This window comes from Psychrosphaera aquimarina, assembly GCF_032461525.1.
GTDB lineage: Bacteria > Pseudomonadota > Gammaproteobacteria > Enterobacterales > Alteromonadaceae > Psychrosphaera > Psychrosphaera aquimarina.
On the sequence record NZ_JAWCUA010000010.1, the window covers coordinates 693,817 to 710,402 of the forward strand.

At 38.3% G+C, this 16,586-nt stretch carries 12 protein-coding genes; 6 read left to right on the forward strand and 6 right to left on the reverse strand.

The features are described from left to right. Positions 1-3: 3 nt before the first annotated feature. Together RT723_RS15190 and RT723_RS15195 are read right to left on the reverse strand one after the other, a co-directional pair. A complete protein-coding gene (locus tag RT723_RS15190; protein WP_315947931.1) occupies positions 4-141 on the reverse strand; it encodes a hypothetical protein in 138 nt (45 codons plus the stop codon). A 241-nt stretch (positions 142-382) separates the two neighbouring features. Next, entirely contained in the window at positions 383-1,309 is a 927-nt protein-coding gene (locus RT723_RS15195) for a hydrogen peroxide-inducible genes activator (RefSeq protein ID WP_216055026.1), read from the reverse strand. A gap of 241 nt (positions 1,310-1,550) precedes the next feature. Here RT723_RS15195 and ahpC point away from each other — a divergent pair, with 241 nt between their 5' ends. Together ahpC and ahpF are read left to right on the forward strand one after the other, a co-directional pair. Continuing rightward, positions 1,551-2,114: an alkyl hydroperoxide reductase subunit C gene (gene ahpC, locus RT723_RS15200; RefSeq protein ID WP_216055025.1), complete on the forward strand. Its 564-nt coding sequence runs from the start codon at positions 1,551-1,553 to the stop codon at positions 2,112-2,114. 145 nt (positions 2,115-2,259) lie between these two features. After that, positions 2,260-3,828, forward strand: coding sequence for an alkyl hydroperoxide reductase subunit F (gene ahpF / locus RT723_RS15205; protein WP_315947932.1), 1,569 nt, complete (start codon positions 2,260-2,262; stop codon positions 3,826-3,828). A 92-nt stretch (positions 3,829-3,920) separates the two neighbouring features. Here the strand turns inward: ahpF and RT723_RS15210 are convergent, their stop codons facing one another. From RT723_RS15210 to RT723_RS15225, 4 genes are all read right to left on the reverse strand, one after another. Next, positions 3,921-5,393 carry a tryptophan halogenase family protein gene (locus RT723_RS15210; protein ID WP_428983680.1) on the reverse strand — a complete coding sequence of 491 codons (1,473 nt, stop codon included), beginning with the start codon at positions 5,391-5,393 and terminating at the stop codon, positions 3,921-3,923. A gap of 1 nt (position 5,394) precedes the next feature. Beyond that, a complete protein-coding gene (locus RT723_RS15215) occupies positions 5,395-6,888 on the reverse strand; it encodes a tryptophan halogenase family protein (RefSeq protein ID WP_315948547.1) in 1,494 nt (497 codons plus the stop codon). A 200-nt stretch (positions 6,889-7,088) separates the two neighbouring features. Next, positions 7,089-8,498: a glycoside hydrolase family 32 protein gene (locus RT723_RS15220; RefSeq protein ID WP_315947933.1), complete on the reverse strand. Its 1,410-nt coding sequence runs from the start codon at positions 8,496-8,498 to the stop codon at positions 7,089-7,091. A 132-nt stretch (positions 8,499-8,630) separates the two neighbouring features. Next, positions 8,631-11,531 (reverse strand): TonB-dependent receptor, encoded by a 2,901-nt coding sequence (locus RT723_RS15225; RefSeq protein WP_315947934.1) that lies wholly within the window; start codon positions 11,529-11,531, stop codon positions 8,631-8,633. Positions 11,532-11,961: 430 nt separating this feature from the next. Between RT723_RS15225 and RT723_RS15230 the strand changes: the two genes are divergently transcribed. From RT723_RS15230 to RT723_RS15245, 4 genes are read left to right on the forward strand one after another with little or no spacing between them, the layout of a single operon-like run. Further along, positions 11,962-13,194 (forward strand): MFS transporter, encoded by a 1,233-nt coding sequence (locus RT723_RS15230; protein WP_315947935.1) that lies wholly within the window; start codon positions 11,962-11,964, stop codon positions 13,192-13,194. Between the two features lie 9 nt (positions 13,195-13,203). Then, on the forward strand, positions 13,204-15,126 hold the full coding sequence (locus RT723_RS15235) for an amylosucrase (RefSeq protein WP_315947936.1): 1,923 nt from the start codon (positions 13,204-13,206) through the stop codon (positions 15,124-15,126). Positions 15,127-15,137: 11 nt separating this feature from the next. Further along, positions 15,138-16,097 (forward strand): carbohydrate kinase family protein, encoded by a 960-nt coding sequence (locus RT723_RS15240; RefSeq protein ID WP_315947937.1) that lies wholly within the window; start codon positions 15,138-15,140, stop codon positions 16,095-16,097. Further along, positions 16,097-16,390: a hypothetical protein gene (locus tag RT723_RS15245; RefSeq protein WP_315947939.1), complete on the forward strand. Its 294-nt coding sequence runs from the start codon at positions 16,097-16,099 to the stop codon at positions 16,388-16,390. Before RT723_RS15240 ends, RT723_RS15245 begins: the two co-directional genes overlap by 1 nt. Positions 16,391-16,586 lie beyond the last annotated feature (196 nt).

Genomic DNA, 16,586 nt, shown 5'->3' on the forward strand with positions numbered 1-16,586 from the left:
AAGCTATCTATTGATTAACTGGCACACTTGATCACCATAATAGTTGTCTTGGTAATTACACTCTGTAATCTGAGCTTTTGTGTCTGTATTAGAAAAATGGTTGTTAATGTATTGTTCAATATAGTCGATTAAAAATATCATAATTTTATTCCTTCTCTTGGTTGATGGAATAAGTATCTATAAGTTTTGTCAATCTGTAAATTTTGAAAAATATATATTCACGTTCACTTTTTTAGAATATGCTCGAAACAGCCTTCAGCAACGAGAGTCGAGTCTCGAGCTTCGAGAAAAAGCTCAAACTTGTTTTGTACTCGAAACATCCCTATCTTTTTCTCGAAACTCGAAACTCGAAACTCGAAACTCGAAACTCGGCACTCAAAACTTAAGAGCAATGATGCTCTAACTGATGAGTAAAGATCTGTTTCAACAATTCAATGTCTCTGGTTTTGACATAGTTAGGACGAACAACAAATGCCAAACGTCTATGTGGCCCTGGTTCGTTTAAATGCACCGCGGTAAGTTCTGACTCAGTATGAATTAACTGATCCAATGCCATCTGCGGCACTAAGGTTGTGCCTAATTTGCCCGCCACCATTTGAATTAAGGTATGTAAGCTGGTGGAGTTAAAACTAGCATTACCTTTGTTGCCTTTTTTAGTTTCAGTTTTATTAATTGGTAAACTACAGGCGGCCAACGCATGGTCTTTTAAACAATGTCCTTCTTTTAATAACATTAATTTTTCTAGCTCTAACTCGTCACTGGTGATCTCTTGAATTTGCAATGGGCATTCATCTTTATGGGCAACCCAATAAAAATCTTCTTGCCAAAATTCAAAAGCCATTAAACCATCAATAGGAAAAGGCAGTGCCAAAACGGCAACATCAATATCACCATTTCTGACCATTTCAATTAAGTTATGCGACTGTTCTTCCACAATAGACAATTTAAATAGCGGGTATTGTTGCCTAACTTCGGGTAATACTTTTGGCAATAAATAAGGACCTATCGTGGGTATTAAGCCCATGGTCATCGGCGAGGTTAATGCCGACTTATTCATTTGTGATAATTGGTATAACTCATCTACTTCCATTTTGATCTGTTTCGCTTTATTTAACACCAACAAACCTTCGGCAGTGATGATCACCTTTTTATTGTTGCGCTCAAAAATTTGTAAATCTAATTGTTTTTCCAATTCAGTAATGGCGGTACTTAGTGCCGACTGTGAGACATTACAAAGCTCAGACGCTTTTTTAAAATGTAAGGTTTGTTCAACAGCCAGTGCGTAAGTAAGTTGTTTTAACGAGATCATATAATTCTAATTAATTGAACGAAAAACCAATTTTAAGCAGGTTCATTGGAATAAAGCAATCTTAGTATGGTTAATCTTTATATATTTCACATTAACTAGGTTCTAAAATACTGAACGTAAACTTCAATTTTATTAAATTTTCTAAACCATAAATACCTCGTAATATCACTCCATCGAAAGCAAACGTGCTTTTGTTCTTAACTAACTATTAATTACATAACGAGTAACTAAGGAAATAATCATGGCTCAAATAGGCAAAACAATCCCAGATTTTAAAGCTCAAGCGTTCCATAACGGCGAGTTCACAGAAGTAACATCTGACAGCGTTAAAACAGGCTGGTCAATCTTCTTGTTCTACCCTGCGGATTTTACTTTTGTATGTCCTACTGAATTAGAAGACATGGCAAACCAATATGAAGAGTTACAAGGTTTAGGCGTAGAAGTGTATTCAGTATCAACCGACACGCATTTCTCGCATAAAGCATGGCATGACTCGTCAGACGCAATTGGCAAAATTAAATTCCCAATGCTTGGCGACCAAACTGGCCACATTACCCGCGGTTTTGACGTAATGATTGAAGAAGACCACATGGCGCACCGCGGTACATTCTTGGTGGACCCAGATGGGGTTATTCAAGTAGCGGAAATTCATGCAGGTGGTATTGGCCGTAGCGCTAAAGACATGGTTCGTAAAGTAAAAGCGGCTCAATACGTTCGTGAAAACGACGGTGAAGTATGTCCAGCTGCATGGGAGCAAGGTGAAGCGACATTAACACCAAGCCTTGATCTTGTTGGCAAGATCTAATCTGAAATGAGCCTTTTTAAGGCTCATATTGAGATAAATATCTGAGGTGGTTTAACAATCGAATTGTTTTAAGGGCGTGTATTGCGCCTGCCACCTATTTTTCGTTTCCAGTCTAAGCGGCCTTTAAATAGGCAAAGGTATATCAATGTTAAATAACGAATTAATCAATGCACTTAAAACTTACACCGCTAACATGCAACATGCTGTCACCTTAGTCTTAAATACTGGTGAGCATCCAAAACGTGATGAGCTAAAACAATTTTTAACACAAGTGGTGTCCGTAACCGATAACTTAACTTTAGTTGAACAAACATCACCAGAGTTACGCAGTCCGATCAGTTTTGGTTTGCAGGTTGATGGTAAGTTTAATGGCGTATTTTTCTCAGGTATCCCAGGAGGACATGAATTTAGTTCTTTGGTATTAGCTATTTTACATTCATCCGGTACCAACCTAAAACTAGATCAAACCATTCAGTCTTTGATCAAAGGGGTAAGTAAACCATTAAAGTTTGAAGTGTTTGTTAGCCTAAGTTGTCATAACTGCCCAGATGTTGTGCAGTCATTAAATCAGTTTGCATTGCTTAATGACAATATAACCACTGAGATGATCGACGGTGGGTTATATCCAGAGCTTATTGAGCAACGCAATATACAAGGTGTGCCAAGTGTTTACTTAAATGGTGAAATCTTTGCAAATGGTCAAATAGACACAGGCAAGCTAGTTGAAAAGTTATTATCAATAGCGCCTGAAATTGCCAATAACATCAAACAAGAAACATTGCCTCAACAAGACGTAACCGTTATAGGTGGTGGTCCTGCAGGGGTTGCCGCTGCCATTTATAGTGCTAGAAAAGGCTTAAAAGTGACTATGATCGCTGACCGGATTGGTGGTCAGGTAAAAGATACTGTGGGTATTGAAAACCTTATTTCAGTACCTAAAACAACCGGAACGGAATTAACAGGCAATATGCAAAGTCATTTAGATGACTATGACATTACGATTAAAGAGCATTTGCGCGTTGACCGTATTGAAAGGGGCAGCTCTGATAAACCATCAGTTAAGACACTACACCTATCAACAGGCGAAGTGATTGAAAGTAAAACCATCATTTTAGCGACAGGGGCAAACTGGCGTGAGCTTGGTGTCCCGGGTGAAAAAGAAAATATCGGTAATGGTGTCGCTTATTGTCCACACTGTGATGGCCCATTTTTTAAAGGTAAAGACGTGGCTGTTGTTGGTGGCGGTAACTCAGGTATTGAAGCGGCTCTTGATTTAGCCGGAATGGTTAACCATGTGACTGTGTTTGAATTTATGCCGGAATTAAAAGCTGATCAAGTGTTAATCGACAAAGCAGACAGTAACCCAAAGATCTCCATTTTAAAAAATGTTGCCACCACAGAAGTAATTGCTGAAAACGGTAAAGTTACCGCATTGGCTTATACTGACAGAGTGACGGGGGAGCAACATCAACAGGCGTTATCTGGAATATTTGTGCAAATTGGTTTAGTGCCAAACAGTGGTTTTGTTGATGGTGTCGTGGATAGAACCAAACATGGTGAGATCATAATAGATGAAAAAGGACAAACATCAGAACCGGGTATATTTGCATGTGGCGACGTAACCACAGTGCCATATAAACAAATTGTCATCGCCATGGGCGAGGGCGCAAAAGCATCGCTTTCAGCCTTTGATTATATCATTAGGGAAAGTTAATTGCTTAAGCAAACCACCTAATTTAGATGCCAAAAACATAAGTGCCGTTCTAACTTGAACGGCACTTTTTTATTAAACTAGCGGTAAAGTCACTACTTTGCGGCGTTAAAATTTAATAAACAACCATGTAAAAAACGATGCAATTGATGTTCATGAAATTGATCACCTGTACCAGGTTGGTTTGCGGCCAGTTGAGGGAAAGTCCCGTAACCGGCTAACAAACAATGCCAAGAGGCGTTACCAAAATGCGAGTGTGCATTTTGCGTTTTTATCTCTTGTGCCACATCACCATTGGTAAACCAAGTGTCTAATAACTGTAATAACGAGTCAGATAAAATATTATTGTCTCGGTTTGCCTGCCAATAGTCACTGTCGTTGCGTGTGTTTAATTTATAATGAGCAACTATATAATCACGAACACTATCAAACCGGGCCTTCGTTAGTTTATTAAATTCGTCTCTATCTGTTTCTTGGTAATTGCCATTTTGAAAACGGTCCATAAACGACTCAATCGATATTTGAACTAAATGCAATGCAGTCGCTTCTAGTGGTTCAATAAAGCCTTGGGATAAACCTAAAGCGAGACAGTTTTTATGCCAATGTTTGTTTACTTGCCCCACTTTCATATTTAAATGCATCGCTTCCACATCACTGTCTAATAAGCCGAGACTTTGCCTAAGCTCTTGCTCGGCTTTGTCAGGCGATTGGAAATCTTTGCTGTAAACATACCCATTACCTTGGCGATGAGTCAGTGGGATCTGCCAACGCCAACCATTAGACATAGCAATAGATTGTGTTTCAAACTTGGCGTTATGTACCTGCGTTGGCAAGACTATTGCGGCATCATTGAATAGGTTGTCGTTAAATGAATTAAAAGTGACCCCTAAGGTTTGTTGTAATAACTGCGATCGAAAGCCGGTACAGTCTACAAAGAACTCGCCTTTCACCACTTCACCTCTACTGCCGTGTAATTCTTTAATATCACCATTGTCAGTTAATGTGACGGTATCTACCGTTAACAATTTATGCTCCACAGCCAACTTTTTGGCATGTCCCATAAGGAATTGCCCTAGTTTTTGTGAATCAAAGTGATAACCGTAATTGATCTCAAAAGGAAAGTTATCTGGTGTATAAGGCAGTTTATGATGTTCGGTTAAATAGGAATTAAAAAAGAACGTATCTGGTTGTGTGATGACATCTAAACCTAAACGTCTGGTGTAACAATTTACCGTGAATGGTCGTTCAGTAAAGGTATCAAGCTGAGTAAAAAAGGGATGGTTGTAAGAATCAATTCCAGAGTCAGGACTCCAACCTGAAAACTTAATATTATATTTATAAGTGGCATTACAGTGGGGCATCCAGTCTTCATCAAGGATATTTAGCTGTTTAAAAAACTGCTGTAATGTCGGGGTTGAACCTTCACCTACCCCGACGGTTTTTATATCGGGGGACTCCACTACCGTAATTTGAATAGGGAGGTGAGCCCAACGTTTGGCAAATAAACTGGCAGCCATCCAGCCCGCAGTGCCACCACCCACAATGATAATACGCATAGGACTATCCACATTAAGCCCCTGTGTATTTTTTAAGAAATTGTTGATGTGACATCATTTGTGCGACGGGCGCTTGTTTAGCTTGACGTAATTGGGTCAGTATATTTGTTAATTCGGTGCCGCTCATGCCATCAATATTAGGATGGTAACTAGCAGGGGTAACACCTTGACCTAACATGACTTGTAACCAGGATGCGTCTAAGAAAATATCATATTGATCATTAAATATAGCGCCAGAGTCTCTAAATAATTCGATTTTTTGTGCCAGTCGAGGTGGTAATGTTAAGTCTCGCATGTCACGCCAAAAATCAGAGTCAGTACGTTCATTTAAGTTGTAATGTAAAATGATGAAATCTCGAATTGTTTCAATTTCAATATCCGACTCACGATTAAACGCATTAATCACAGAGCCATAATGCCCTTGGGTTGAGAACATTTTCATTAATCTAACTACAGCGGATTGGATCAAATAAATACTGGTTGATTCTAATGGTTCCAAGAAACCACTTGCTAATCCAATGGCAACCACATTTTTGTGCCATTGTTTCTCAACTTTGCCTGTTTTAAATGATAACTTTCTTGGTGTACCTAACATTTTACTTGGTAAATTATCGGTTAAGGTCTCCATAGCATTATCGTCAGAACAATAAGATGAACTGTAAACAATGCCGTTGCCGGTTCTATGAGTGAGTGGTATTTGCCATTGCCAACCAACATTATGCGCGATGCTTCGAGTATAAGGAGGAATAATATCCAACTCTTCAGTCGCTACCGCTATGGCGGAGTCTGCGGGTAACCAATGAGACCAATCTTGGTATTGAACACCTAACGTTTGTTGCAAAAGTAAACCGCGAGTGCCTGTACAATCTACAAAAAAATCAGCTTCAAATTGACGGCCATCTTCAAGTTGTAATCCCTCAATAAATCCAGAATTAGGATTTTGTTTAACATGTTGGATTATACCTTCTACACGCTTAACACCTTGTTTTTCAGAATAACGTCTAAGGAACTGACCATAAAGTCCTGAGTCAAAATGATATGCATAAGGCATTTGATGGATTGGGTTATTGCTATTAATTTTATTGAATTTGTTTTGTTCACAGCACAAATAATTAAGATCGAAATCCCATAACGATGCGTTTAGCCCTAACTCCTTTTTCGCTCGTAACCAGTAGTGTTGGAAACTACTAAATCCCATGTTGGCACCGGGAGAGCCAAAGGTATGATAGTAACTTTCACCTTGAGTTCGCCAATTTTCAAATTTAATTGCAAGCTTAATAGAACCATTAGTTTCTTTTAAAAAGGCTTTTTCATCGATACCAAGATATTGATTAAAGGTTTGGATGGGGGGAATAGTTGCTTCACCAACTCCAACGATGCCAATAGCTTCAGACTCCACTAACGTAATCTCAACCGACTTTGGTAGCACCTTGGACATCATTGCCGCGGTCATCCAACCGGCAGTGCCCCCACCCGCTATTACTATTCTATTAATCGCACCTGTCATCATTGTTTGCCTTAATCGTTAGCTAACTGAACGATAAATTATCAACAAAATTAATATGTTAAATAAGTTTTATCGTTTTAGAGTCTAATACATTAAAAGTAAAAATACCCCTTAAGAAATCAAACTTAAGGGGGAGGTTACACAAAATATACGTGTATATAGTGGTAAAATAGGTAATCCATAATCTAATCTTAGTTAAATTAAGGCAGTAATTTAAAACATTTAACAACACTATTACGGCTTGTCGTTAAGTCACGGTAAGGACGTGATGGGAAAATAGTAGACGTTAATGTTGTTAACCCATTTTCACAAAAAACTTCAGCGCTCGACTTATCAATGAAAATTGAAACGGTAATATTACTTGGTTCCATTGATTTCAGAGGTGCTTTTGCAACTTGTGCAAACCCATGATCAGTCCAACCAGATTGTCTACGGTCTAATAAAAGCATATTAGTGTTAACATCATAAGTAATGACTAACCGTTCATTTTCTGAATTGGCAAGGGTAAGACTGTTATTACCAGAAGACCTATCGAACGTCCAAACCACTTCATAGGCACAGTCTTCTGGGACAACAAATTTATCTTCTTTTTTAATATTAAACTCTGAACGTAATTTTAATATTTCGTTGCTTGGCATATTTGCCAAAGCCAGTCCGTTAGTCGTCTCGACTAAAGTAAGTTCTCTAGGAAGCGTCATCGCGCCTCGCCATGGGTGGGTTGGGACTTCGTTGGCATAAGTCCAATTTGACATCCAAGCGATGAAAATACGCTTGTTATTGACGGTCTGTAAACCGTCCCAGGTGACACCTGCGTAGTTGTCAGGGCCATAATCTAACCATAGAGTTTCGGTTTGCTCAGACGTAAACTGTTGTCCGTCAAAGTCACCAATGAAATATTGAGTGGCAGAGCCTTTGTTAGGACCGCCTGGATTAATACTGACAAGGAGTACCCATTTAGTTTGACCGCTTGGCGTGGTTAATGGGAATAAATCAGGGCATTCCCACACACCGCCATGTGCCCCAACTCCTTCACCAAATGCACTGACTAACTGCCAGTTGATTAAGTTGTTTGAAACAAAAAATTGAATTTCTTGTCCGGCAGCTAATGCCATAACCCATTGTTTGTTAATCTCATCCCAGATGACTTTAGGGTCTCGAAAATCTTTAATACCTAGGTTTGGAAGCACTGGATTGTTAGCATATTCTTGCCAAGTAAATCCACCGTCTTGGCTATAAGCCAAACTTTGAACTTGTACTTCATCTTCAGAGTGATGAGTAAAAGTAGCTACTAGGGGAGGTTGTTTGCCATTTCCTAAGCCACTTGTATTATCAATGTCAACAACAGCGCCACCAGAAAAAATATAACCAAGACCATCTGGATCGGCATATATGCCTATTTCATGATGTTGCCAATTCACTAAATTAGTTGATGTTGCATGTCCCCAATGCATGTTGGCATGTCTATCACCATCAGGATTGTATTGATAAAATAAGTGGTATACGCCTTCAAAATAGACCATACCATTTGGATCATTGATCCAGTTTTTCTCTGGAGAAAAGTGGATAGAAGGTCTCCATTGAGCAGACTCAGTAAAGTTATTATGTTTCATGATTTTTCTCAAACGGTATATATATTACTTCATGAGCTTGGATTACAGACTAAATATTGCTGCAATTTAAGCATAATAAAAAAGCCCTCAGGTATTAACTGAGGACTTATTATTAGTTAACGGTTTTATCGATTAATAAAATGAATAATTAAAGTTAAGTGCGTACGACGGGCCAAACTGGCGTCGAGTGGTAACAATACCATCGTCATTGACAGTTTCTTCATCGACATCAGTCAAGTTGGTACCTTGAAGTGAAATCCTAAGCCCTTTTAACGCACTAATATTAGACTCAGAGAAGTCATAGCTAATTTGTGCATCAACGAGTGTTACAGCATCACGGCTTGCACTTTCAATTTTGTTGGAGCCGCCACGTTGATAAGTTAAAAAGTCTGATCGTTTTGTTGCTGCTATACGAACTTCAAAGCCTGACATTTCATAATATGTCGTCATTGAAATAGTATTATCCGATTGACCAGGAATTCTACTTCCGTCACTCAACTCCGCATCAATGTAGGTAGCCGATGTCGCCACCCCAAAGCCATCTAAGTTAGAGCTGAATTTACCAAATGGAATGTTTGCTGTTAATTCAAGTCCTTTAACTGTCCCAGTTAACCCATCTTCAAAGTATGAGTAATAGCCATTATTAGGAGGCGTGATAACGTCACCAGCAGAGTATTGAATATCAGCCGGGCCGTATGCACCGTCTTGATCCACCACTCGGTCATGAAAGCCTGCGATAAAGTAGTCTGCATTATCGTTACTAACATCATTTCTAAAGTCTATTAACTCATTTCCATCTCGAGTCCAATTTACTAAGTCTTTATAAAATACAGTTGCAGCAACGTATCCTTCTTCTACAAAATACTTCTCTACAGATAAATCAAAATTATTAGATTCCAAAGGTTTTAATTCTGGGTTGCCGGTAAATTTTGACCATGGAGAACCATAGTTTTCAACGTCTGATGGCGAGTTAGGTATAGAAATTAGATCAATATTTTGGTCAAATTTAACAAAACCAGATGCTTTCATTTGGTCTATGCGAGCACGACTGATGGTTTTATTTGCAGCAAATCGAACAAAGGTTTTATCCATAACCTCAATATTCACATTTAAACTTGGTAAGAAGTGTGAATAGTCTGCACCATTAGTAACCATACAGCTCGTGTCTACTACGCCGTTGTTATCGTCGTCGCACACCGCGAAGTTTGAACCAATAACACCAATATAGCCTGATGACTCTTGAGAGGTGTCTACGTATTGGAAGCCAAAGTTACCAGTTACTGGAAGATTAGATAATTCAGTTTCAAAATCAGCTTTTGTGTAAAAAGTAATAACTTGTTCCGATATTTCGAAGCTATCACCAAGTCGATCAGGTTCAAGTAATCCTGCGTCATTTAATAGGTATGTGCCGTCGTTATATGGGGCAAAACCGTCATAAGCGACAACTTTGCCTAAGCCTGCCCACGTTAAATCGGCTAAGCCATTATATAAATACTCTGAAGGAATACCTGTGGATAATGGATACGCAGAAGATGTAGCAAAGAAGCCTTTATTGTCCTTCAATTTACTACGGTCACTATAATTAATACCTGCAACTACAGCCGTTATAAAATTAGAATCAATGGTACCACTAACTTCAAGTCGAGTTGTCACTAGCTCTTCTTCGAAGTCTGCATAGTTTAAGAAACCATCCTGAGCATTGAAGTAACTAAACTCATCACCGTTTGCTTGTAATACATTAGTTTCAAACTGATCAGCTAAATTAGCTAAGCCGCCACCCCAGACCTGAGGACCTGTTAGCTGAAGAGCATCTGGATTAGAAAACGCGTCAAGTCCCGATGAATCTGTAAACATAATACCATCAGCTGACATAGTAAAATCACGGGTTCCAAATGCACTAGAATCAAGTGCGCCTGAACGTGCTAGACCTGCATATGACTCACCTCGTAGGTCACGTTTTTCAGATTTACTGGATGCGATATCTAAATTTACTGACCAGTTATCAGTTACAAAGTAGTTGGCATTAAAACCAATAATTGTTAGTTCACCATCTTTTTGTAATGGATCTGTTCGTAACACTGGATTAGCACCCGTTTGGGTTCCTGATGCATTCACGCCAGTACCGGTGACATTATCTGATGAAAAGGGTTCTATAAAACCTCTCAATACACCAGAATCAGAGTAATCAATTGAAAGGACATCAAGGATGATATTTAAGTCATCATTTGGCTGAAATTGTAAAACTGCTGAAATAGTATCTCGTTTTAATTCTGTACTGATAGATTGAGAGTCCAAACCAGTAGGTAGAATCTGCCCATCGTCATTTGCATTATATCCCCATACTCCATATTTACGTTGGTTGTTTGGTGACTCAGTTGACGCAATTGCGACAGCTAAACCAATGGTGTCGTCGGCAAATTTTTCAACAAAAGACAATGCAAATCGTTTACCATTATTGTCAAACTCAGGGTTGTCAGAGTCTTGCCCACTTATTTCAAAGCTACCATTTAGTGTTAGAGTTTCTTGTGCTGATAAAGGTCTTACAGTTTCTAAATCAACTGTGCCACCAATACCTTGAACTAGAAGAGAAGCATCTGATGACTTGAAGATAGTAGCCCCGGTCATAATTTCTGCTGGGTATAAATCATATTCAACACCGCGATTGTCACCAATACCGATTAGCTCTCGACCATTTAATGAAGTGCCAGTAAAGTCTTCTTTAAAACCACGAACTGAAATGCCAGACGTTCTTCCGCCTGAACGCTCACCGGCTAATCCTGGTAATCTTGATAATGACTCAGCAATTGAAGAGTCTGGAAGTTTACCAATGTCTTCTGCAGAAATTGCTTCAACTATTGATGTATTTTCCATCTTTGTAGCTTGAGATCTAATTAATGAGCCGCGTATACCTTTTACGGAAATAACTTCGATGTCATCTGCAACTGCGTCTTCAGCAATAACTTGTTGTGAGAACATTGCCGCAGATACTGCAAGCGACAATACTGTTGGTGTAAATAAAGTTGAATGTTTCATGAGTACCCTGCCTGTTTATTATTATGTATAACTATTAAATGTTAAAAGTGTTAGTTTTCTAAAAAACCAAACAAACGTTTAAAATTGTTCTCAGCTCTTTCGTATTTTTTTTGAGCTAACTTTATTGAGAATAATATTAGGTAACGAATGTTTTTTAATCAAGTGTTTTTCTTAATCGATTAAGGTTATTTGTTAATTAATTTTTAAGTATATGATTTTAAAAGTAAATAAAAGTTACTTATTTCAATTATATTTAAATGTTAATAAAGTAATTCTAGTTAAGCCCTTTTTTTATGGGGTTTTTAGGTAAAATTCATTATGAATTGTATTTTTATCTGGATATTTGTTGGTATTTTGAACTATGATTGAAACTTATTCGATTAAGTTGTCGAACATATTAATTATAATAAATCAAAAACAGGGGAATATAATGGGGGGCGAACGTGTGGAAACTAATAAAATAAATAACCAACTAATTCGTATATTAACATACTTAATGTTTATGATGTTTGCGATGACAACAGATGCTGTTGGTGTGATCATTCCAGAAATCATTAAAGAGTTTAATCTCACACATACTCAAGCCAGTGCCTTTCATTACGGCCCGATGATCGCGATTGCTGCTAGTGGCATGTTTTTAGGCTTTTTGGCCGATAGGTTAGGTCGAAAAGTAACAATCATTATTGGATTATCTATATTTTCACTTGCCTGTGGTTTGTTTGTAGTAGGTAATAGTTTTAGTTTTTTCCTATTTTTGTTGGTTCTTTCGGGAACCGCTATCGGTATTTTTAAGACAGCCGCTTTAGCCCTTGTGGGGGATATTACTACTTCCAATGCGGATCACACCCGAACCATGAACCTGGTTGAAGGATTTTTTGGGGTAGGCGCTATTATTGGACCATTCATTGTTAGTTATTTATTGGCCAATGATGTGTCTTGGAAATATCTATATATTGTGGCTGGGATTTTATGTATTGGTCTTTGTATTGTCGCTGCTATTACTCAATACCCAACTTACGTTAGAAATCAACAGTCGGAACAAAACCTAAAACAAACTCTGCTTATTGCTAAACAACCTGCTGCATTAGGCTTTTCTGCATTAATTGCATTTTACGTTATAACGGAAGCGGCTATTTATGTTTGGATGCCTTCACTTTTATCTACCTATACCGGATCTTTAGAATCGTTAGTACCCTGGACCATTACCTTATTTTTTACTTTAAGGGCATTGGGGCGCTTTGGCGCAGTTTGGGTGTTGAAGCATATTAGTTGGGAATTGGCGATGATGTTATTTTCTGCTGCAATTTGCCTTTGTTATGTATTAAGCATGGTCTTGGGTTTAGGCGCTGCGATTATATTATTACCTATGTCAGGCTTATTTATGGCAATGATATATCCAACCTTGAATTCAAAAGGCATCAGTTGTTTCGCTAAAGATCAACATGGGGCTATTGCTGGCGTTATTTTATTTTTTACCGCTGTCGCCGCTTCTTTAGGCCCATTATTAATGGCTATTGTGAGTGATTTTATGGGCGGACAAGCAAAATATGGTTTTTACGTTGCAACCGTTTTTGCTGTGTTGTTATTTGTTGGTTTGACTTACAACTGGAAATTTAAACCAGCACAAACATTGTTGTTACAAAAACAATCAGAAAATAATTAGGGATTGGGCATGGATCATAATAAACAATGCCAACAATGCTTAACTAGAATTAAAGCTTCGGGTAAGTATCAGGCGTTACTCTCTAATAAAACTCAAGTTTTTGAACAACGTCTTGACCAAAACTTTCCTCGATTATTTAGTTTGTTATTAACAATATACGATAATCAATACGACTTATATTCGCATATTGAAGCTTTAGTATGTGAGCTATTGGGAAGTTTTAAAAAACGTAAGATTTCTTTAAAAAGATCGGATGAACTGCGGGTTTTAAATCCTTCTTGGTATCGAAATGAGCAAATGGTTGGCATGGCTGTTTATGTTGATTTAGTGGCCGATGATCTGCAAACCTTGATCACCAAAATACCGTATTACCAAGAACTAGGGATCACTTATTTGCATTTAATGCCTCTGTATTTATCACCAGAAGGTGATAGTGATGGGGGTTACGCCGTTTCTGATTACCGACAAGTTGACCCCAAATTAGGCGCAACTAAAGATTTAAAAGCATTGGCTGTTGCATTAAAAAAAGCGGGGATTAATTTAGTACTCGACTTTGTTTTTAATCATACCTCTGATGAACATCAATGGGCTCAGAAAGCACAACAAGGTGATGAGCAATTCCAAGATTATTATTTTTTGTTCTCAGACCGAGAGGACGCCGACCAATATGACAACGCATTAAGAGAAATATTCCCATCGGTACGCCGCGGTTGTTTTACTTATTTAGATCAAATGCAGAAATGGGTTTGGACAACATTTAATAGTTTCCAATGGGATTTGAATTATCAAAACCCGGCAGTGTTTAGAGCGATGACGCAGGAGATGTTGTATTTAGCTAATCTAGGCTGTGATCTACTGCGCCTGGATGCATTGGCTTTTGTCTGGAAAGAGAAAGGCACACAATGTGAAAACCTACCAAAAGCACATTTATTGATCCAAGCATTTAACGTTTGTCGTGAAATAGTTTGCCCTGGTGTTGTATTTAAATCAGAAGCGATAGTGCACCCAGATGAAGTGGTTAAATATATTGGTAAAGAAGAATGCCAAACCTCATACAACCCCTTGTTAATGGCATTAATGTGGGAGTCGCTAGCCACCCGTAAAACTGAGCTTTTGCAATTAAGTTTGCAACGACGTTTTACCATCAACAATGACTGCAGTTGGGTGAACTACGCGCGATGCCATGATGATATCGGTTGGACATTTGATGATGCCGATGCGGGCGAATTGGGAATTAATGGTGAATCTCATCGTGAATTTTTAAATAAATTTTATACCGGAAGTTTTGAAGGTTCGTTTTCAAAAGGGTTAGGATTTCAATATAACCCGGAAAATGGCGACTGCCGAGTGTGCGGTTCATTGGCGTCATTATGTGGATTGGAAAAAGCCTTAATCAGTCAAAACCAAGAACACATTGAACATGCTGTCGCCAGAATTAAATTACTCCATGGCATTATTTTAACTATTGGTGGTATACCACTTTTATATCAAGGTGATGAATTAGCCGCGCTAAATGATTATTCATTTGAACAAGATGACAAGAAAAAACACGACAGTCGTTGGGTAAATAGACCTAAATTAACCACAAATATGTTGGTGGCGTCCAATACCGAAGGAACAGCACAACATGCGGTATTTACTGCGATAAAGAAAATGATTGCCCTGAGAAAAGCTTCTCCCATCTTAGGTGAGAGTGACACCCAAATCTTGTTGTTAACCCAGCCTAATTTGTTGGCGTATAAACGTAGTCACGCAACAATTGGCACTGCTACTATTGTCGCGAATTTTAGTGAATTTCCCCAGACGGTTTCACTGCATGAACTTGATGTGGAGGACCACCTAGAATTGACCGATCAAATAAGTGATACCAGATACACAAATGTCAGGGAGCTGACCTTGGCACCTTATCAAATTCTTTGGCTAACTAAGTAATAGAGATCATTATGCAAAATGTAATATGTTTTGGCGAAGCATTAATCGATATGTTATCGACGGAACCCGGTACTTTTAAACAATTCCCCGGTGGAGCGCCCGCTAATGCTGCGGTTGCTATAGCCAAGATGGGAGGTAATGCAATATTTAGCGGTATGCTCGGAAACGATATGTTTGGTAAATATCTACACCAAAGTTTAAATGAATATGCGGTTAATACTGAGTTTGTTCGCTGGACGGATCAAGCTAAAACGGCCCTCGCTTTTGTTTCGTTGGACGCTGAAGGGGAACGTAGTTTTGAGTTTTATAGACCACCTGCAGCTGATTTGTTATTTCTTCCTAACGATTTTGACTTAACCATGTTTCAACAAAGTACAATTTTTCACTTTTGCTCAAACAGTTTGACTGATGAAACTATTGCTAACAGTACAAAACACGGCATAACGTTAGCCACGCAAAACGATTGCCTTGTAAGCATGGACGTTAACCTTAGAAAAAATTTATGGCCAGCCACAGCCGATTACCAATCCATTATTATTGCTTATATGGAAATGGCTCATGTGATCAAAGTCAGTTTAGAAGAGCTTGAAGCTCTAGTTGATAAGGCCAATATCGTTGATTTTTTACAAACCTTATTAACCCAAAAATGCCAACTGGTAATGTTAACCGATGGTGCCAATCCAATTGTATGTATGACAAAAAATACGTCGATTTCGGTTACAGCCCCAGAAGTAATTGCCGTTGATACCACGGCTGCAGGGGATGCTTTTATCGGTGGATTTTTATATCAACTTAACAAACAAAACATCTCATTAATTAACCTTGATACGTTTGTTTGTTCAGAAAAGCTAACCCAAGCTGTTCAATTTGCCGCTTGTTGCGGAGCATATACAGTAACTCGTCAAGGGGCATTTCCGGCTCTGCCTGACCGTGTAATGGCTGAGAAGTTTGAACGCCAAGGTCAATATTAATGACTGACAAAGACTACAGTTTAGAATTTAAACTTAAGGCAATAGGCAAAGTAATATTTGACGACTACAGTATTTCTGCGGCCGCAGCTGAATGTAAAGTTTCGAATATTAAGATGTATACTTGGCTAAAAAAACACGCGGATTTAGCCAAAGAAAAACGCAAACATGCTGATTTACGTGTTAAAGCCGAACAAGCCATTAGTGAAAATAAAGCTACAGCGATGAACAATCAAAGCTTTAATAAAGACAGTGAGCTTGAAGTTGGTAAGTCCAAACAAACATTTGTCAATTAAGTAAACGTAGTTTGGTATGGTTATCCCTTTTGTTAATGATTACCGCTTAATATAAAAGCGGTAATTTTATAATTTTTGTGATTGATATTGGCAAAAGGGGAACCTAGTTATTGGTAATTATCGGCTAATGTTTAAACCAACGAGTAAGATTAAAAATATATTCAATTATTTCTTCCATTTGCAGTGATGCTTTACT